The organism is Acinetobacter sp. UBA1297 (assembly GCF_002307755.1).
Taxonomy (GTDB): domain Bacteria; phylum Pseudomonadota; class Gammaproteobacteria; order Pseudomonadales; family Moraxellaceae; genus Acinetobacter; species Acinetobacter radioresistens.
Genome location: NZ_DBUF01000028.1, coordinates 95154 through 115042, shown reverse-complemented (window position 1 = coordinate 115042; position 19889 = coordinate 95154). Strand labels below are relative to the sequence as shown.

Below are 19889 nucleotides of genomic sequence, written 5' to 3'. Positions count from 1 at the left end.
AAAGTCCTATTTCAGATAGAGCTGGTTATGAGCGAGTTCAAGTGAAATAGCCCCCACGTTACCTGCACCTTGGGTTAATAACAAGTCATTCGGTTGTAACACTTTTTGTATAACATTCTGCAGATTGCCTTCGACCGGATCGATCAGGATTGGTTCAACCTCGCCACGCAGACGGATGCTGCGTGCTAGCGATCGGCTGTCCGCACCCACTATCGGCTTTTCACCAGCAGGGTAAACTTCAAGTAACAGTAACTGGTCAACCTGTGAAAGTACATCAACAAAGTCATCAAAACAGTCTCGGGTACGGCTGAAGCGGTGAGGCTGGAACATCATAACCAGTCGACGGTCAGGGTGGCTCTGCCGTGCAGCCTTGATGGTAGCTTCTACCTCTTTCGGATGATGTCCATAGTCATCGACCAGCTTGACTGTACCCTGTTCCAGCCCAAACTCACCCTGAACCTGGAAACGGCGCCCCACGCCACTGAAACCTTCCAGTGCACGGCCAATTGCCGCATCGGATACACCTTCATCTGTTGCAACACCAATAGCTGCCAGTGCATTTAATACATTATGCAGGCCGGGCTGGTTAATCGTCAGGCGTAATGGCTCACGATCTTTACGTAATACCGTAAAGTGACTGCGCATGCCATCCTGTTCAACATCGACAGCGCGAATGTCATTATCTGGATTGAAGCCATAAGTTAATAATGGACGCGCGATCCGCGGCATGATTTCACGAATATTGGCATCATCACCGCATACAACTGCCAAGCCGTAAAATGGCAGCTTGTGAAGGAACTGGATAAAGGTATCTTTCAGTACATCAAAACTACCGCCATAAGTATCCATATGGTCAGCATCGATATTGGTCACGATGGCTGCCATTGGCTCAAGATGTAAAAAGGATGCATCTGACTCATCGGCTTCAGCTACGATATAACGACTTGCTCCTAATGCAGCATTTACACCAGTACGATTCAGCAAGCCGCCAATAACATAAGTAGGATCCATGCCTTCTTCTGCCAGCATACAGGTCAGGAGACTGGTAGTTGTGGTTTTACCATGAGTCCCTGCTACTGCAATTCCATGACGATAACGCATCAGCTCGCCCAGCATCTCGGCACGGCGTACCACTGGAATACGCTGTTCGATCGCGGCTTTGACTTCCGGGTTCTCAGGATCAATTGCGGTAGACACTACCAGTACACTGGCATCTTTAATATTATCAGCCGCATGGCCAATAAATACTTTAATACCATTTTCTTCGAGCTGAGCTGTGGTCTTCGAGGCCTTAATATCTGAGCCTGAAACGCAGTAACCCTGATTTTTAAGTACTTCGGCAATACCACACATACCTGCCCCACCAATTCCGACAAAATGAATTTGCTTGATACGGCGCATTTCAGGAATTTTAATTAATTCTTTAACTTGTTCAGCAGGAATAGAAGGAGACATAATAAACTCTATATTACAATTTTTTAATTAAATCAACCACGTGCTGAGTTGCATTCGGTTGTGCCTGTTGCCGCGCTTTGACTGCCATTTCAGTCAGTAACTGGCGGTTAAGTAAGGGCGTTAAAAGTTCTTTTAAATATTCAGGGCTCATGACGGCTTGCTGACAGATTTTGGCAGCACCCAAATCTGCTAGAAACCGGGCATTGGCAGTCTGATGGTCATCTACAGCGATAGGTAAAGGTACAAATATGGCAGCCACCCCAGCAGTTGCGACTTCAGTAACAGTAAGTGCGCCAGCACGACAAATAATTAAGTCAGCATCACTATAAGCTTTGGCCATATCGGTAATGAACGGCTGTACTTCAACTTGCAAACTTGCTGGTGCTCCCTGATAGGCAGACTGGGTAAGTTCCAGCTGTTTTTGTCCACACTGATGAAATACCTTTAAAGGCATATCAAACTGTTTTAATACGGCAGGGACTCGCTCATTTAATGCTTGTGCACCTAGTGAGCCTCCCACAATTAAAATATTTAGCGGTGCCTGTGCAGCTGCACGCTGATCATAGCGCCATTTTGGATTTAGAATTTCAGCAATTTCTTTACGAACCGGATTACCGGTTGTGACCACTTTGGACTGTGGCGGAAAAGTTTCTGGAAATGCCTGACAGACTATTTTTGCAATACGAGAAAGCTGTATATTGGTAAAACCGGCTACGGCATTCTGTTCATGAATAATGACAGGTATACCCAATAAACGAGCAGCCAAGCCACCAGGTCCTGCAACATATCCACCAAAACCAGCCACCGCATCAATTTTTAGCTGCTTCATATAACGCATAGCACTAAAAGTTGCCTTTAAAATTTTAAAGGGGGCCATGAGTTTACGAAGTATGCCATTACCACGTATACCCTGAATATCAATCTGGTAAATTGGAATTTTCTGATCTTGAAGCAGGCGGTTCTCCATACCCTGAGGAGTTGCCAACCATGAAACCTGAGCACCTTCTGATTGTAATTGTTTGGCAACAGCAAGCGCAGGAAAAACATGGCCGCCTGTGCCGGCAGCCATAATCATGACATGTTTGGAAATACGTTGTTGTGAGTCAGACACGGCTTAATTCTTCAATACTAAAATAATTCGACTGGGAACCAGTTTTTTGACCGCTAATTGTAATCACAAAGTTTAAGCTTCGAAAAGTTTATTTACTTTTTTTCACCAAGCATGTCATCGTTTTTTTCTTGGAATTTTAAAGTTTAAACTAGTTTTATTATTAACCCTATATAAATTCGTATAATTATCGAGAGTTTAATTTAATTAAAGATAAAAATATCCCTTCTCGTTCTTTATTATGATTTTTCTCTTGAGTAAAGTTTTGTATAAGAGCTTTACTGATTCAAATACAAGACTAATAAAAATTAAAATTATCATATTATGCAAAAATTATAATTTTTTTATAGAATCTCATTATAAACTATAAAAAAATTCTCTTAATATTCAAAAAACTCCAGTATTTTCATGGATGAAAAACGTGGCTCTAGCTTCTTTAAAGACTAATTTTTGCATCATTTTCGCAGGTTACCTAGCCGCTATTCACGTAGGTAAACTATCTGCGGGTTTACCCATTCTACAGCAGGAAATTGGCCTGAGTTTAACTCAGGCAGGTTTAGCGCTTTCGCTGGTACAAGCAGCTGGTATGTGTTTTGCTCTAAGCTTGGGTGGGCTTTCACAATATTTTGGTTTAAAAAGATGTCTTACATTGGGTTTAGTCATTCTAGGCTGTGCAAGCATGGGCAGTTTATGGATTAACGATCTTTATAGCCTGTTTATTTTCCGTTTTATTGAAGGTATTGGCTTCCTTTTTATCACTTTATGTGCTCCAGCTTTGCTTAAACAGCTGAGTACGCCTGAATCACTTAACCTGAAAATGGGGTTGTGGGGATCCTATATGGGATTAGGTGTGGGTCTCGCCCTGCTGTTTATACCATTCCTGTTAGAGTTCTGGAGCTGGCAGCAGATCTGGAATATGCTTGGCTTATCTTGCCTGCTGCTGGCGGCTGTCGTGTACCTACAGTTACCGCCTATCAACAAAATACAAAATAGCTCCTTCCCTTTATTCATTAAGCTTTTGAGAACAACCTTAAGTCATCCGCCTGTACTGATCTTGGCTCTTATTTTTGCCTGCTATACCAGCCAATGGCTGACAGTAATTGGCTTTTTACCGACATTGTATCTTGATGAGCAGATTAGTCTAAAAGTTGCCGGAACACTGACTGCTCTTGTTTCAGTCTCTAATATTTTAGGTACGTTTGCTTCCGGTTTTTTATTACATCGTGGTCTGGCACCTGCACGGCTCATTAGTATAGGTTTTATACTTATGGTCATGATGTGCTGGCTGGCTTTCTCTACTTATTTTAATTTGTCTTTTGGTCTGAAATATCTGGCTATCATGGTGTTTTCAATATTGGGAGGTTTTATTCCCACTACTATTTTTGCCATTAGTCTGCATTATGCACCACAGCCAAATGCCACAGCAACCAGTATCGGGTTAGTCCTACAAGTCTCTGCTTTTGCACAACTTACTGTTCCACCACTGACTGCAGCCTTAATTTCTTATACTCAGCTCTGGAGCATGATCGCTTGGGTCAGTACGATTCTCTCTGTACTTGGTCTGATCTTGACCATACAATTATTTCAGCGCTATCCCTATAAAATATAAAGAAGCCCAAGATCTGGGCTTCTTTATATTTCCAGTTTTAAGCTGAGGAGCTGTTTTCCAGAGCTTCAAACAGATCATCTGCAATTGAAGTACCAAACTGGTTATCAATTTCGCGAATACAGGTTGGACTAGTAACGTTAATTTCAGTCACATAATTACCAATAACGTCAAGGCCTACAAAGATCAGGCCCTTCTCCCTCAGGTAAGGTCCAACTTTAGCTGCAATTGCTTTATCATTTTCAGTTAAGAGACGGGCCTCACCCAAACCACCTGCTGCCAGATTACCGCGTACTTCACCATTTTGTGGAATACGCGCCAAGCAGTATGGTACAGGCTCTCCGTTGATCATTAAAATACGTTTATCACCATCAACAATTTCAGGGATATAACGCTGTGCCATAATCGGCTGTTGTCCGAGTTGAGTCAGCATTTCTAGTGTGGAACCAATATTGGCTCCTGTTGCACTTAAGCGGAAAATTCCAGCGCCACCCATACCATCAAGTGGTTTAACAATCACATCCTGATGTTCTGCAATAAATTCACGAATCAGCTGTTGCTGTGAGGTCACCAGGGTTGGCACCTGCAATTCTGGAAACTGAGTTGCAAACAGTTTTTCGTTACAGTCGCGCAGGCTCTGCGGTTTATTGACAATACGTGCACCTTCCCGCTCTGCCTGCTCCAGAATATAAGTTGTATAGACGAAGTTCATGTCAAATGGCGGATCTTTACGCATCAATACCACATCATAGGCTGCGATTGATTCTTTTTGTTTTTCGCCTAACTCGTAGTAATGATTATAGTCTTCAAATACTTTTAAAGGAGAAATCAGGCCCCAAGCTTTACCCTGATCAATGTATAAGTCTTGCTGTAATGCATAACCGAGTTCATGGCCACGACGGCTGGCTGCCCATAGCATGGCCATGGTTGAGTCCTTTTTCAGATTTACATTTTCGATCGGATCCATCACAACAAGTACGCGCATCTGTCTTTGCTCTATCAATTTTTAATCCAGAAAAGTATAGCGGAGATTAACTGTGCTTTTTTCTCAATTTTAGTAAAGCTTTTATTTCATGTTAAATATTTTTATAAAAAGGGTCAGTATATAAAACCCTGTCAGACCTTAATATTATTAATTATTTTTAAATCCTCTATATGGGCTAATTTTTCTAGGTGATCAAAACGAAATAAAGAACTCAAACTGGTCAGGAGTTATAACTTTATTTGATTGAATAGAAGAATAAAGCCCTATTATAAATAGGGCTTTAAAAGGCTTAAACTGTTCGACCGAATATCAGATCCCATATTTCACTCGATAGGCTTCCATTTTTGAAAGTGCCGCCTTATCGCCCTTCGTTTCTAGATAATTCATCAAGTCTTTCATCGTAATCAGTGCATGTACAGGAATCTCCAGCTCCTTCTGCACTTCCTGAATTGCAGAGAGTTCACCCTGTCCTTTTTCTTGGCGATCAAGTGCAACCAGTACGCCGGCAATTGATGCACCCGCATTTTTAAGGATAGTTACTACTTCACGGATGGCTGTGCCAGCAGTAATCACGTCATCAATAATCCAGACTTTTTTTCCTTGTACTGAAGCACCTACCAGTACTCCACCTTCGCCATGATCCTTGGCTTCTTTACGGTTAAAGCCCCATGGTACACTTACACCATGATTTTGTGATAAAGCCACAGCTGTAGCGGCCACAAATGGAATCCCTTTATAGGCTGGCCCGAAAATTACTTCTACCTGATTGCATTCTGTCAACTTGTCAGCATAACCTGCTGCCAGTAATGACAATGCTTCGCCATCATTAAGTAAACCTGCGTTAAAAAAATAAGGACTCACACGGCCTGATTTTAAAGTAAACTCACCAAATTTAAGCACACCACGTGATAAGGCAAGTTCGATGAAAGCTTGCGGGTTAAATTGCACAGGCGTTGTCATGAGGTGCTCCAAATTTTTAGATTGAGGTAAGACTTGCGCATGATACCAAAGAGTAGCTATCCAGGTGATCAAAAAATTCTACGTGTGGTTTCAATTAACGTAAACGGTTTACGTTCCTCAGTGACTAAAGGCCTGCTGGAATGGTTGGAACAGTCTGATGCTGATGTAATTTGCATGCAGGAGAGCCGGATTACCCATGCGCAGTGGACCGACAAATTTAAACCAGAAGGCTGGTACACGCATCTGTTTCCAGCTGAGCGTCCAGGCTATGCTGGAACTGCGATCTATAGCCGCCTGCCTTTTATTTCAGTTAAAGATGGCCTAGGTTTTGAACTGGCTGACAGCCAGGGCCGCTTTGTTACAGCTGAATTTGATTTAGGACTCGGCTATCCGGTTTATATCTGTTCACTTTACTTACCATCAGGTTCATCTGGTGATGAAGCACAGGCACGTAAAGATCACTTTTTAGAAGAGTATCAAAAAATCCTTAAGCAGTGGCGAGAGGAAGGCAAATCTATCATTATCTGTGGGGATTACAATATCGTACATAAACGTATTGATATTAAAAACTGGTCAGGTAACCAGAAGTCCTCCGGTTGTCTACCTCATGAACGGGCGTGGCTGGACCATATCTATGATGAACTGGGTTATGTAGATACATTCCGTGAAGTTCGTCCAGAAGCAGAACTTTATTCGTGGTGGTCCAACCGTGGTCAGGCCCGTGCTAAAAATGTAGGTTGGCGAATTGATTACCAAGCTTGTTCACCAGACTGGAAAAACCGTACAGTCAATGCCTGGGTATATAAAGAACAATGGTTTAGTGATCATGCACCAGTCATAATCGACTATAAAATAAACTAAATTAGTGTACAATTGTAAACTCAATGTGAGTTTTTGTCCTACATGATTTGTAGTTATTGTTTCTTTTTATTACAGCTGCTTAAGCGCATTATACCGCTACGGCACAAGGATGGGTCAGGATGACACGAAAAGGATCGGAAGCCGTAGGATGAAGAAAATAATCTAAATGATTTAGCTTATTTTTTAAGGACATGACAATGGACGTTAGCTTGAGACCCGCATGATCAGGATGATTAAATGTGGGTTTTCTCTATTTTAGGACCCTCATTTTGTAAAACTCTCTTGATCCATATATTTTTAAATCTTACTTCTTTATTAAATTATTTTAAGTCTTTCATGTGACAGTCCTGTGTCACTTTCATAAAACTTTAATTTCAATCGAATAGCCAATACTAGTAATTTTAGCTAACCTTTAGTCTTGTCGAAAAGGTTAAAAAAGATAGTAATATGCTGAAAATTTATGGAATTAAAAATTGCAGCTCAATGAAAAAAGCGTTTGATCTGCTCAATGAACTAAACTTGCCCTATGAATTTCATGACTATAAAAAACAGGGAATAGATAAAGAGACTCTCAAGGAATGGCTGGACCAGATGGGAGCTGATGTAATTCTTAATAAAAAAGGAACCACCTGGCGAAAACTTTCGGAAACAGAGCAGCAGAAAGCCCTAGAGAGTGAAGAGCAGCTGCTTCAAACCTTAATCACCCATACCAGCTTGGTCAAACGTCCGGTATTAAAAACACCACAAGGCTATGTGGTAGGTTTTGATGAATTTTCTTATCGAACGCTTGCTGAGAGAAGCTAAGTTTAAAATGTAAAAATCCCGGCAATTTTGCCGGGAGTTTTATCGAATTTGACTTTAGCTCAAGCTTAGTTAGCGCGAACCCAAGTCTGGTTACGGCCTAGAGCTGATACACCGATATAACCACGCAATTTCAGTTTTTTACCACCTTCAGCCAGCTCACCTTTCAGTTTATAGGTTTTACCTGACTGCGGATCAAGAATGGTACCGCCATCATATTTGTTGGTACCTACACTTTTCAGGTTATGAACAATGGTTAAACCTTTAAGTGACTTGTTTTTGTATGGACCTTCACATTTCGTACAGGCATTTTCCTCACCTTTGGTGAGTACATTCTGAATAGATGCTGTCAGAGTTCCATTTTTCTGTTCAGTAAACTTGACTAAGGCTTTCGCTTGATTAGTCTGGTCGTCTATCGTTTTCCATACTGTACCATTAAGCGGATCAGCTGCATTTGCCAAAGCAGTCACGCTGAACAGTCCTAACACAATTGCGATTTTTTTCATTTTTCTAGCTTCCCTTGTCCTGCACTAGTCGACCACCCTAGTATTAAAGAAGTCACAACAAGAATTCAACTTTTGAATGTGACCGTTTAGTGTACGCTTGTAAAAACTGTCGGTAAATACACTTCAATAAAAATAGTAAATCACCATAATGGAAAAAGTATGAAGATTGACCCAATTTTTAAACAATTTTTAGCCGAGTCACTGCTGAAATCGCTGGTACGTAAACCCAGCCAATTTGCTCTTCCTCTTCCTGTACTGCGTACTGCGTTTAATCAGTTGGGCCGAGTCTTTCCCAAAAATCCTGAAGTCGAGATCCGGGCACTCCGGTTAGCCGGTGTTCGCGCAGAAGAAATCAAGCCTCAACCTAATGCTACCCAGATGATTCTACATATTCATGGGGGTGCTTTCTTTTTAGGAGGTTTGGCTACTCACCGGTCTTTTATGACTGAGCTTGCTGCCCGAACCCAGATGCAGGTCGTTCATATTGACTATCCTTTGGCACCAGAGCATCCATACCCCGAAGCTCTGGAAGCTGTATATGATATTTACCAGACTCTACTCGACCAAGATATTCAGCCCAAAGATATTATTCTGTCAGGTGATTCTTGTGGAGCTAATCTTGCATTAGCACTGATTTTACGACTCAAGCAGAATGAACAACCATTGCCGAGTGCACTGGTACTTATGTCACCATTTCTGGATCTGACCTTGACCAGTGAATCCTTACGCTACAACCGTAAACTTGATGCATTATTATCAGTCGAATTACTGGAACGGGGTATTGAATACTATGTACCGCCTTCAATAGATACAGCAGATCCACAGGTTTCACCCTTATTTGGTGACTTCAGCGGTTTACCCCCAACTCTGGTTCAAGTCGGTTCTAAAGAAATTCTGCTAGATGATGCACAGCGTTTTAAGGAAAAGGCCGAAACTGCTGGAGTTGAGGTAGATTTTAAAATTTATACGGGTATGTGGCATAACTTTTCAATGTTCAGCGCCTGGTTTGATGAAAGTAAACAGGCACTCGCTGACCTATCTGAATTTGCACATCGAATTGATCGCAGCTGATTTTTAATAAAATCAGAAAGATAGTGTCATTTTATTATTCAATAGGACAGTCAATATAGTTTTATATTCTGTTTATTAATAATAACTAATATCAAATATCAGCAGAAGCCGGCATTTAAATAAATGCCGGCTTTTCATTAATCTTATCTGTATTACTTCCTAAAACAGGTAAGAAATACCTAAACCACCCTGATAATCCGGTGTGTCTCCTGCAAGGCCGACCCCGACGCTAGCATCCAGCTGGGTACGATTATTAACTTGATACATCAGGCCTGAAGCCAGAGAGGTTTCATCTGACCGGCTTTCTGCCTTACGGTAAACGAATTCAGAAAAACCGGACAACTTGCCAGCAATCTGATATTCAAATGTAGGTACCGCAGTAACTGCCCAGTTACCATCTTGTACTTCATAACGCATTGTGATTGAAGTATTAACCAGATCATTATAAACATAGGCAACAGCAGAACTCAGACTATAAATATCATCTTCATTACTAAAACCACTATTACCGGTTGCCAGAACAGCTTCTGCCAGAATTGCCATCGATAGACGCTCATCACCTAAGTCTATGGCTTTTTTTACACCAATACTGATATCACCCAAACCGTCATCTTCTGTTGTTTTGCCATTATATTTAGTCTGGGTCCAGGCTGGTCCTTGCCAGCCTAGTTGTAATTCCAGGTCAGGCATTAAACCGGTCCGTAAAAGTGTATCGGCATTTAAATTTAATACTCTCTGTTTTTCGCCAGCCTGATAACTTTTATCATAACTTACTGTCGGTAATCCCTGTTCCCATGCAAGCTGGCCTACTGGTGTAATACTGGTACCAAAACCTGTACTTGGGCGGTCAAAAGAAAAATCGGCAGCCATCGTATGTACGGCTACAGTAGAAAGCATAACAAAAGATAAAGTTTTAGATAAATTCATAAGATTACTCAAAATCAGATTAATTCTTTCGACATTTTTGCGCCATTTTGACGTAGCAGTTCCAATGCATTTTTTTCTTCAGGTAGTGACTGTGTCCAGTCTATTTTATCAAAATCGCAGTCAAAGAATAATTCGCTGATCGATGTGAGAATAGTTTGACCTTCCTCATCACGAGTATTTGGATCTACTTTATGGTCAAGTAAACGTTGTATAGCAGGAGTACAGGCAGCACTTGCAGCATCCCAGAGTGGACCATAAAACTCTTCCGCATCCCATAGGTGTAAATTGGCTTTAGCTTCAATTAAAGCATCAAGTATCGCCAAATGTGGTTGTAATTTTTGCTGTTTTTCCTGCTCTGTCAAAGGTTGATCAGAAGCATAAGCTTCTGAAACGTCTTCCCACCATTGAAATAGGCCATCGCATACTACTGAAATAGGAGGACCTTTTTCAGGATCAATAAAATTCGGGTCGAGCCCCTCATTTAAAAGACGCTGTACCTGCTCCAGATCTAATTCTTCTATGGCCTGGATCAAGGCTTGTTGTGGGGCAGTTAACATATCTTGGCACTCTACAGGAAATTTTCTCCTATTATGCCGAAGAATTATTTATTTGTTGAAAGGAAATTGTTGAATAAAAATAATAAGCCATAAAAAAGCCCCTAAGGGGCTTTTTTTCTTACTCAGGTAATTCATCTGGTATTTCGAGAGTACCACCACGCTGAGGTTCATTTTTTTCAATTAAATGCTCGAGACTACGTTTCAATTTGTCTATAGCTCCATGAATGGCTAAATCGACACTCGGTGCTTTATGCTTAACTGCAACAGGTTTTAATCCGGAAGGACGGGCTTCGATCATACAACGGATATCGTCATCTCCACCTTTTAAGCCGTTCTCATCGGTGATATGAACTGAAAAATGAGTAATTCGCTCATTGTGGCGTTCGAATTCTTGGTTTAGTTCTGCACGCACATAGCTAATCAGACGTTCACTGTTTTGAATATTTTTATCTGTACGGATTTCAATGTTCATAATCTCATCCTCTTCTTTCTGGTCGAATCTTACCTGTGCAAAACTTGTTGGAATTGACACATTATTACGGGTGACTTAAACACAATACTTAATGATTTACCGAGCAGTTTTTTGTGCCTATCCTCCTGTTTTAGCTCAATTCTCGCTAAAATTTTATTCATGCTGTTATCTTCAATATCGGGCTAAGTTTAAAAATATGCAAGTGAATTCTGTAAAAATTTCTAAAGCATACACAACGGTAACAACACATCACGCTTTTCCCTACAAACCTATTTAGATATATGCATAAATCCTGCTTTAATAAGCCATAGTAGTTTTTGAAGAACCTTGTCCCATATTCTCGAACCGGTTAGATAGGCCCCCTTTATAAGAAGATTTATTTTGAGTTCATAGAATACAGAGATTAAGGTTGCAACTTGTTCTATAATCGGTATGATCTAAATATATAATTTTTCAGGCCTATTCCAAATAACTAGAGAAGGGCCAGTTTTTTAACCAGAGAGTTTAAGGAAGATTTCAAGAGTTCCGCTTAAAATTCTTGATGCATTCAGTTTCAGCTTTAATTCCTGGTTTATCTTATATTTGTTTTAGCGCGTCCACTTCGGTGGACTTTTTTTCTTTACTGCTTAAATTTTGTCTTTATTTTTAAACAATAGTGTGTATTCTTTATGCCGTCTACGGGGGAGAGACTGACATGAAATTTACACATATCGCACTGGCATGTGCTCTAGCAGCAACTGCGTCCATGGCTCAAGCCAAACCAGTCTGGCAGGATTTTAGTATTACCGGACTGTACGGTGAAAACTATGAACTTACTACAGAGCCGGAACAAACTACTGTAACCTTTGAATATGCAGCCAAATTACAATATGGTGATGTATTTGCTTTTGCAGACCGTACTGAAAGCGGCGGTGATAAAGGTACCTATTTTGAATTTTCTCCACGCTTAAGCCTGGGCGAAGTTTCGGGTAAAAAACTGTCTGCCGGCCCAGTTAAAGATGTACTGATTTCAACCACTTGGGAAGGCAATAGCGGTGATGGAATTGAGAGTTTTAATAACTATCTCTACGGTATCGGTTTTGATTTAGCTATTCCTTATACTCAATATGCCAGCATCAACTTTTATCGCGCAAATAATGAAATCCAGAAAGATGACTGGCAGATGACACTCACTTATGGAGTACCGTTTAAATTAGGCAGCCAAGACTTCCTGTTTGACGGATTTTTAGACTGGTCAACTGCAGAAGATGACGAAGTAGCTCATGCAAGTGAACTGAACTGGACCAGCCAGCTTAAATGGAATGCCGGTAAATATATTTCACCTGAAACCCGTCTTTACCTAGGTATTGAATATTCTCTCTGGAACAATAAATACGGTGTACCAGATGTACGCGAAAATAACGTAAGTGCGTTAGTAAAATACCATTTTTAAACAATAATTAAATGGTTAAAGCAGAGCCACGGCTCTGCTTTTTAATACTTTGATTTTTTAACTTATATCAAAGTTCTACGCTGGACAGATTTTTCTTGGCCTACACTACAATATCAGCCAGATTTCCTTTTTGTTCGAGCCAATGTTTGCGGTCACTAGAACGCTTCTTGGCCAGTAATTTGTCGAGCAAACCTGCTGTCAGTTGAACATCATCCAGATCAAGTTGTACCAGACGACGGGTATTTGGATCCATAGTGGTTTCACGAAGCTGGCTGGCATTCATTTCACCCAGACCTTTAAAACGGGTAATCTGTGGAGTCTTGGTTTTGGTCTTTTTCAGTATGGCTTCAAGTTCATCCTCATCCAGAGCGTAATGCACATCCTTACCATCATCAATTCTGAATAAAGGTGGCATAGCTACAAATAAGTGACCCTCTTCAACCAGAGCTGGAAAGTGTTTAACAAATAAAGCACAAAGCAAAGTGGCAATATGCAGGCCATCCGAGTCGGCATCAGCCAAAATACAGACTTTCCCATAACGCAATTCGGACAGATCATCACTGCCTGGATCGACCCCGATAGCAATTGCGATATCATGGACTTCCTGAGAGCCAAGCACTTCATCGGAAGATACTTCCCAAGTGTTCAGAATTTTTCCCCGGATCGGCATGATTGCCTGGAAATTTTTGTCTCGCGCCTGTTTGGCACTACCGCCAGCCGAGTCCCCTTCTACAATAAACAGCTCACTATCTTCACGGGTCAAGCCGGCACAGTCGGCCAGTTTTCCAGGTAAAGCCGGACCCGAAACAATTTTTTTCCGCTCGACTTTTTTAGCCGCCTTCAGGCGCCGACCAGCTTTAGAGATTGCCATTTCTGCCAGTTGCATGGCAATTTCAGAATTCTGATTCAACCATAGGGTAAAAGCATCTTTAGCAATATTTTGCACAATCGATGATGCTTCACGGCTTGATAAACGCTCTTTGGTCTGACCAGAGAACTGCGGTTCCTGGAATTTTAAAGACAGGATATAATTTACCCCATCCCATACGTCTTCAGCCGAAAGCTTGAGATTACGGGGCAACAGATTACGCAGCTCACAGAATTCCCGTAATGCATCGGTAATGCCTGAACGCAAGCCATTTACATGCGTTCCTCCCTGAGCTGTTGGAATCAGGTTGACATAACTTTCCTGAATCTGTTCACCACCTTCGGTATTCCAGCAGATTGCAAATTCAGCACTGGCTCGTTCTGCCTCACCTGTTGCTACAAAAGCAGGCTGTGGAACAATCTCCCGCTCCTGCAGTTCATCCATAAGGTAATCGACCAGACCATTTTCAAACTGCCATTCTATTTTTTCATTATTAATTTCATCAATATAATTAATTTTCAGACCAGCTGCCAATACTGCCTTGGCCTTCAAATTATGTTTGAGCGCCTTCAAGGCAAATTTTGGGCTGTCAAAATATCTGGTTTCTGGCCAGAACCGAACTGTGGTTCCACTGGCGCGCTTAGGTGCTTTACCTTCTAGAACTTCTAAGGGTGTAACCGGCTCTCCATGTTCAAAAGCCATTTTGTAAAGATTGCCCTGCCGTTGTACTTCAACCTCTACCCGGGTTGAAAGAGCATTCACTACAGAAATACCTACACCATGCAGACCACCCGAAAACTGGTAGTTATCGGTACTAAACTTACCTCCGGCATGCAGTTTGGTCAGAATAATTTCAATGCCACTCTGACCGTATTCCGGATGAATATCAACCGGCATTCCACGCCCATTGTCCTCAACCGACAATGAGCCATCCTTATAGACCTTAACCGTAATCTGGTTAGCATGTCCTGCCAGTGCTTCGTCTACAGCATTATCAATCACTTCCTGTGCCAGATGGTTAGGACGTGTGGTATCGGTATACATCCCTGGACGGCGACGGACCGGATCCAGACCAGAGAGAACTTCAAGTGATTGAGCCGTATATTGAGACACGTTGTACAATTTCCTTTATTTTATGGAATACGATAAAAATTCAAGCACCATGGGAAGTTTTTCTGCAAAATTGTCCATCCCATGGCTACCATGCGCTTCAGTCATAATTAATGATGAATGTGCAGGCGCACTATAATAACGCTGGGCCTCTCGATAATCCAAAACTTCATCACCTTGTTGCAGTAATACCAAAATTTTTTCGGCATGCCGGGCAAAAGGAATTGCAAGCTGTTCAAGCTGCTGTAACTGGGCATTATCAAGCGTCCAGTGTTCGGTCACTGGATAAGGAACGGATTCTACAGCAAATAGTTTTCGAAAGAGTAACCATGGTCGCATAGCCGGATTAATCAGTACAGCTGGAATATTATGCTTAGCGACCAGTTGTGTCGCATAAAAGCCCCCCAGACTGCTTCCTACCAAAGCCACATCTTCTAAAGCCTCAATTAGCTCAGACATTTGTTTTAATGCCTCGACAGGCGGCATATTTAAGTCAGGCAGATGGATCTTGATGTCTGGTAAATGCTCTGCACAGTACTGTTTAAGCAGCCGCCCTTTAATAGAGTCCGAATTACTTTTAAAGCCATGTAAATAAATGATATTCATTAAAATATTTATTATCTCTTAATGTGTCCGAAATTTTAGACCCGAGTGTCTTCCTAAAAATTGATCATTACAGGAAAAAGCAGATTGTTGGACAAAAAAATGCAGCTCATCTCTCTATTCACAGTATGTTTAGCTCATCAGGGATGCGTAGTTTTTATACTCTTAAATATTTAAAAAATAAAGAGCTGGCTACATGTAACCAACAGGCTATCAGGACTATAAATATGCCAAGTTTGACGCCATTGCATGAAACCTATTGTAGATGGGACCGCACGCCACCCAGTCAGGCAGATCTCTTAGAGGGACTGGCACAGCTGGCATCCACCAGTTTAAGCGGTATACATGAACTGGTGCAGATGATTCACCGTGAATTATTATTAAATACATTAGGCATGAGCGAACAGCAGTCCAGATATTTTCAGGCCCTGCCCCGTGTAGAAAAGATTTACCAGTTTTCTTACCGGGCCCTGCAACGCTATGGCCATTATTTTCTTGCACCTGGTTTACGTCAAGTTATTGAGCACTTTCCCGGCCTGCATCGCAAAGACCTGACACCGCAATTACATTCTCTAATTGGTATATTGAACGGTGTATTAGGTGATTATCTTTTAGCACAGCAAAATCCGCTCGCACTTCCTATGGTTCTGTATGAACACCATGGTCGGGTACAGCAGGGCCGGCTTAAAGGTAAAGTGGTTATTTTTGTACATGGACTCTGCATGAACCACCTGACCTGGACCAATTCAGATTTTACAGGTATTGGTGCGCATCTGCTGACACAACCGCATCCCGGTACTATGCTTTATTTAAACTATAATACGGGACGGCGAATTTCTGCCAATGGGCGCAGTTTTGCCAATTTACTGAATGACCTGATCCAGCGTAACCCTGATATTAGCCAGATTGACCTGATTGGTCATAGTATGGGGGGATTAGTGTCTCGTAGTGCCTTATTTTATGGCAAGCAAAATATGCAGGGCTGGTTGAGTAAAGTAGGGAATCTGGTTTGTCTGGGGTCGCCGCATCATGGCGCGGTTCTAGAGCGTTTTGGTTTTACCTTGCAGGAAAAGCTCGGACGTTTCCCCCTGATTAATATGATTGGTAACCTGGTAAATATTCGTAGTAATGGAATTATTGACTTGCGCCATGGCAGTGTTCGTGATGACGACTGGGAATATTTAGATGCGCGTATTGGAACAATGGATGACAGCCGTAAACCTGCGCCCCTGCCTTCACATATTCAGGCCTTTTTTGTAGCTGGTACAGTTGAAGCAGAACATATTAACAGCCGCGCTTTAAAGATTATTGGTGACTATCTGGTGAGTATTAAAAGTGCCTTGGGAGAACATCCCAATCCACGTTTCCAGCTCAAGGTACCTGAACACCACAAGGCAGTATTTTTCGGTTTGAACCATTTTGAGATCCAGTATCATACTCAGGTTGCTCAGCAGATTGTACAGTGGTTCTATCCTGATCCTCTGCTTGAAAATACACGTTTAGATCACTACATTCTGCACACAAAAAATATAAAACTTGAAGATATTGCTGAGACATAAAACATTAAAAATATAAAATAGCCACTACTACTCTTAAATAATTTATGGCTCATAAATTATTTAATTATCTGAATTTGAAAAGCCAGCTTGATATATCTCAAGCTGACCTTTCGATATCTTGTCAGGTAGATCCAGATTAATATTTTTTCTTGACTGCTTTGCTATAAGGATAATTACGTACCAGCTGCCATAAGCATAGCATTAACAAGATACAGAAAAATACCAGTGACCAGAACGGCAGCGACTGACCTAAAAATGTCCAGTCTACCATGGCACACTCGCCCGAACCGGTCAGAACCTGCTGAAAAACGGTTTTCAATGGCAGGGCATCTACCAGATAGTCCAGTCCCGGCCCACAGCTTGGCACTTGATCTGGTGGTAAATGCTGCAACCAGACGTGTCGCGCAGCAACACCTACAGACCAGATCATGGCTAAGGTCGCCAAAAAAGCGTAAAGACGTTTGACTATATTTGATACCGGATTATGAATTACTGCCATCAAGGCAACCAAGCCCATCGCAATCAGGCCAATTCGCTGGAAGACACATAAAGGACAAGGTTCCAGGCCTTTGACATGTTCCAGATAAAGTGCAAATGCCATCCCTACAATACTGGCAATCAGCAATAAACCATTTACGAAGCGATAACTACCCCATTGCATGGATCAACCTCTTGTTATTTTCACTATTGATAATGGGCAAGATAATCTTCAAAACTGATACGGGTATCGGCTTCAAGCTGCTGTTGCTGCTCTAGCGATGTCTGTGCAAGTTTTGCAAAGTATTCCTGCTTCTCTGGTGTAAGTGCATGCTGTTCATAAAAATTGGCATGTTCTTGTGCAAGGTGGCTACCCAGATTCCAGGTTCCACCCCATTTTATCGTATCGGCAATTACATGGGCTGATAAGGTCTCATCAACCTGTTGAATACGCTGTTGCATCAGTTGCAGGGCATGGCTATACAGCTGGGTGTGATAGCCCTCATCCAGCAATACCGCCAGAGGCTGCATGGCCACAACATGTGCCTGAGCCCATTGTTCCAAAGATTGTTCCTGGTCATGTTCAGTGATGTGACTGTTGGGAGCACGGCCCCGGTTGACCACTTCAGCCTGATTATTTTCAATCTGGTCCTGTTCTTCTGGCAGCAGGTCTGGACTGTCTTTTAGCAGACAATATAAAGCCAGCACTTCAAGGAAACCAGCAGTATTTTCGTCAATACCAATCGGATTATAAGGATTAATATCGACGGCCCGCAGTTCCACATAACCGACACCACGGTTTGCTAAAGCCTCAGATGGTGTTTCTCCATCTCTTGGTACCTGTTTTGGCCGGACCAGACTGTAATATTCATTTTCAATCTGGAGTACATGATCATTAATCTGGAGCGGTTCACCATCTGCGTCTTTGAGTCCCAGACGGCTAAACTGGGCATAAGGGGTTTTCACAGCTTTTTGTAGACCATCCAGGTAGCCAGACAGGTTGTTATAGTGAATACCTAGTTGTTTTTGTGCCGAATTCTGGTAGCCAAAACGCCCCATGCGTAATGCGGTAGCATATGGAAGATATAAAGTTCCTTTGACCAGTGGCAGCAAGTGATGTTCGCGACCTGTTAAGAAGCATTGACATACTGACGGACTAGCGCCCACCAGATACATTACCAGTGGCGTCAGGCGGATGAAATTACGGATCAGGCCAAAATAACGATGACTGCGATAATCTTGCAGACTCAGCTGTGTTAAGGCTTTATCTTGCTCATGCTGCTGTAACTGTTCAAAGAGCTCATCGGGAAATGAAAGATTATAATGGACGCCTGCAATAGTCTGCATACGCCGGCCATAACGCACCCCTAAGCCACGGCGGTATAGGGTTTTAAACCGGCCGATATTAGACGAGCCATATTGTGCCAGCTGAATACTGTCTTCTTCACGGTCCAGCATACACGGCATTGAAAGCGGCCAGAGTTTTTCCTGATGTTCAAGATGCTGGTAAACCAGTGCATGAATATCTGTCAGTTCAGCCAGCATGGCCTGAATATCGGGTTGAGGGGCCGTAATGAATTCCATCAAGGCTTCAGAGTAGTCAGTGGTAATATGCGGATGAGTGAGCGCCGCCCCCAGGCTGTGTGGATGCGGACCTTGAGAGATAAACCCATTACTTTGCATGCGCAGGCCTTCCCGTTCTACCCCGCGCAACATGCCTTTGAAGAGCGAAGAATCTACCCATGTTGGTATCAAAACTTGAGAGATTGATTCGGGTTGACTCATACATGGCTCACTTTTAAAAACTATTAATTCAAATCATCTAAGTCATGCAGTATAACGCGATTTACCCGCTCTACTGTGACAGTCAACTGATTTTCCGGCAATTATACTGCGTTTATCCCGGCAAATATTTATCACAATCTTGCTGTATAAGACACGGAAAATTTGTGATTTTATTGAAAAATAAATCTTGATAGGTATTAAAGCTTATGAATTATCAGGAGATCCTCGATTTCTGGTTTAATCCTGAGCACCAGTCACTATGGTTTTCAAAAAGTGATACTTTTGATCAGAAAATACGGCAGAACTTTAGCAAAGTTCATGCACAAGCAGTTCAGGCAGAGCTCTGGTCATGGCGCAAAACAGCCGATGGACGCCTTGCCGAGATTATTGTTCTGGATCAGTTCTCCCGCAATCTTTATCGAGACCAGCCGCTGGCTTTTGCACAGGACGGGTTAGCTCTGGCTCTGGCCCAGGAAGCGATCAGCCTGAATCTGGATGCCCAGCTCAATCCTGAACAACGTTCTTTTTTATACATGCCATTCATGCACAGTGAATCAAAAATGATGCATGAATTTGCATTAAAGCTCTTTCAGCGTCTGGATAATCCGGTTAATCTGGATTATGAAAAACGTCACAAGAAAATTATTGAACGTTTCGGGCGTTATCCGCATCGCAACAAAATTCTGGGCCGTGAATCAACTCCGGAAGAACTGGAATTCCTAGATCAGCCAGGAAGCAGCTTTTAA

Annotated in this window: 19 protein-coding genes; 7 read left to right on the top strand and 12 right to left on the bottom strand. The window is 42.1% G+C overall.

Features of this window, described 5'->3' with window-relative positions; genetic code table 11:
• Nucleotides 1–6: 6 nt before the first annotated feature.
• Nucleotides 7–1455, bottom strand: coding sequence for a UDP-N-acetylmuramate--L-alanine ligase (murC, locus tag B3R63_RS12565; RefSeq protein WP_286731570.1), 1449 nt, complete (start codon nucleotides 1453–1455; stop codon nucleotides 7–9).
• Between the two features lie 13 nt (nucleotides 1456–1468).
• Entirely contained in the window at nucleotides 1469–2566 is a 1098-nt protein-coding gene (gene murG / locus B3R63_RS12560; protein ID WP_286731567.1) for an undecaprenyldiphospho-muramoylpentapeptide beta-N-acetylglucosaminyltransferase, read from the bottom strand.
• Between the two features lie 409 nt (nucleotides 2567–2975).
• Between murG and B3R63_RS12555 the strand changes: the two genes are divergently transcribed.
• Nucleotides 2976–4172: a CynX/NimT family MFS transporter gene (locus tag B3R63_RS12555; protein ID WP_286731563.1), complete on the top strand. Its 1197-nt coding sequence runs from the start codon at nucleotides 2976–2978 to the stop codon at nucleotides 4170–4172.
• 37 nt (nucleotides 4173–4209) lie between these two features.
• On the opposite strand, the gene gshB is transcribed toward B3R63_RS12555, so the two are convergent.
• Together gshB and pyrE are read right to left on the bottom strand one after the other, a co-directional pair.
• Nucleotides 4210–5154, bottom strand: coding sequence for a glutathione synthase (gene gshB, locus B3R63_RS12550; RefSeq protein WP_034669764.1), 945 nt, complete (start codon nucleotides 5152–5154; stop codon nucleotides 4210–4212).
• A 309-nt stretch (nucleotides 5155–5463) separates the two neighbouring features.
• Nucleotides 5464–6114 (bottom strand): orotate phosphoribosyltransferase, encoded by a 651-nt coding sequence (gene pyrE, locus B3R63_RS12545; RefSeq protein ID WP_005024028.1) that lies wholly within the window; start codon nucleotides 6112–6114, stop codon nucleotides 5464–5466.
• 39 nt (nucleotides 6115–6153) lie between these two features.
• Between pyrE and B3R63_RS12540 the strand changes: the two genes are divergently transcribed.
• Nucleotides 6154–6975 carry an exodeoxyribonuclease III gene (locus B3R63_RS12540; protein WP_005024026.1) on the top strand — a complete coding sequence of 274 codons (822 nt, stop codon included), beginning with the start codon at nucleotides 6154–6156 and terminating at the stop codon, nucleotides 6973–6975.
• Nucleotides 6976–7422: 447 nt separating this feature from the next.
• Nucleotides 7423–7779, top strand: a complete 357-nt coding sequence (locus B3R63_RS12535; RefSeq protein ID WP_005407257.1) for a Spx/MgsR family RNA polymerase-binding regulatory protein — start codon at nucleotides 7423–7425, stop codon at nucleotides 7777–7779.
• Between the two features lie 65 nt (nucleotides 7780–7844).
• Here the strand turns inward: B3R63_RS12535 and B3R63_RS12530 are convergent, their stop codons facing one another.
• The gene (locus tag B3R63_RS12530) at nucleotides 7845–8282 is read right to left on the bottom strand and encodes a DUF2147 domain-containing protein (protein ID WP_005017798.1); all 438 of its coding nucleotides are present in this window, start codon (nucleotides 8280–8282) and stop codon (nucleotides 7845–7847) included.
• A 159-nt stretch (nucleotides 8283–8441) separates the two neighbouring features.
• Here B3R63_RS12530 and B3R63_RS12525 point away from each other — a divergent pair, with 159 nt between their 5' ends.
• Nucleotides 8442–9353, top strand: coding sequence for an alpha/beta hydrolase (locus B3R63_RS12525; protein ID WP_286731556.1), 912 nt, complete (start codon nucleotides 8442–8444; stop codon nucleotides 9351–9353).
• Between the two features lie 159 nt (nucleotides 9354–9512).
• On the opposite strand, the gene B3R63_RS12520 is transcribed toward B3R63_RS12525, so the two are convergent.
• The 3 genes from B3R63_RS12520 to B3R63_RS12510 all read right to left on the bottom strand — a co-directional run bounded on the left by B3R63_RS12520 (nucleotide 9513) and on the right by B3R63_RS12510 (nucleotide 11309).
• Entirely contained in the window at nucleotides 9513–10280 is a 768-nt protein-coding gene (locus tag B3R63_RS12520; RefSeq protein ID WP_005017790.1) for a transporter, read from the bottom strand.
• A 14-nt stretch (nucleotides 10281–10294) separates the two neighbouring features.
• On the bottom strand, nucleotides 10295–10837 hold the full coding sequence (locus B3R63_RS12515) for an ankyrin repeat domain-containing protein (RefSeq protein WP_005017789.1): 543 nt from the start codon (nucleotides 10835–10837) through the stop codon (nucleotides 10295–10297).
• Between the two features lie 118 nt (nucleotides 10838–10955).
• Nucleotides 10956–11309, bottom strand: coding sequence for an HPF/RaiA family ribosome-associated protein (locus B3R63_RS12510; protein ID WP_005017781.1), 354 nt, complete (start codon nucleotides 11307–11309; stop codon nucleotides 10956–10958).
• 694 nt (nucleotides 11310–12003) lie between these two features.
• Between B3R63_RS12510 and B3R63_RS12505 the strand changes: the two genes are divergently transcribed.
• A complete protein-coding gene (locus tag B3R63_RS12505; protein WP_005017779.1) occupies nucleotides 12004–12741 on the top strand; it encodes an outer membrane protein OmpK in 738 nt (245 codons plus the stop codon).
• A gap of 100 nt (nucleotides 12742–12841) precedes the next feature.
• Here B3R63_RS12505 and parE read toward each other — a convergent pair whose 3' ends face one another.
• Nucleotides 12842–14722 carry a DNA topoisomerase IV subunit B gene (parE, locus tag B3R63_RS12500; protein WP_286731552.1) on the bottom strand — a complete coding sequence of 627 codons (1881 nt, stop codon included), beginning with the start codon at nucleotides 14720–14722 and terminating at the stop codon, nucleotides 12842–12844.
• A 15-nt stretch (nucleotides 14723–14737) separates the two neighbouring features.
• The gene (locus B3R63_RS12495; RefSeq protein ID WP_075040545.1) at nucleotides 14738–15325 is read right to left on the bottom strand and encodes a YqiA/YcfP family alpha/beta fold hydrolase; all 588 of its coding nucleotides are present in this window, start codon (nucleotides 15323–15325) and stop codon (nucleotides 14738–14740) included.
• Nucleotides 15326–15549: 224 nt separating this feature from the next.
• Here B3R63_RS12495 and B3R63_RS12490 point away from each other — a divergent pair, with 224 nt between their 5' ends.
• Nucleotides 15550–16881 carry an alpha/beta fold hydrolase gene (locus B3R63_RS12490; protein WP_119879709.1) on the top strand — a complete coding sequence of 444 codons (1332 nt, stop codon included), beginning with the start codon at nucleotides 15550–15552 and terminating at the stop codon, nucleotides 16879–16881.
• Nucleotides 16882–17017: 136 nt separating this feature from the next.
• On the opposite strand, the gene B3R63_RS12485 is transcribed toward B3R63_RS12490, so the two are convergent.
• Nucleotides 17018–17542 (bottom strand): disulfide bond formation protein B, encoded by a 525-nt coding sequence (locus B3R63_RS12485; RefSeq protein WP_286731547.1) that lies wholly within the window; start codon nucleotides 17540–17542, stop codon nucleotides 17018–17020.
• 23 nt (nucleotides 17543–17565) lie between these two features.
• Complete coding sequence (gene gshA / locus B3R63_RS12480; RefSeq protein ID WP_286731546.1) at nucleotides 17566–19143, bottom strand: glutamate--cysteine ligase; 1578 nt, start codon at nucleotides 19141–19143, stop codon at nucleotides 17566–17568.
• Between the two features lie 206 nt (nucleotides 19144–19349).
• Between gshA and B3R63_RS12475 the strand changes: the two genes are divergently transcribed.
• A complete protein-coding gene (locus B3R63_RS12475) occupies nucleotides 19350–19889 on the top strand; it encodes a DUF924 family protein (RefSeq protein ID WP_286731539.1) in 540 nt (179 codons plus the stop codon).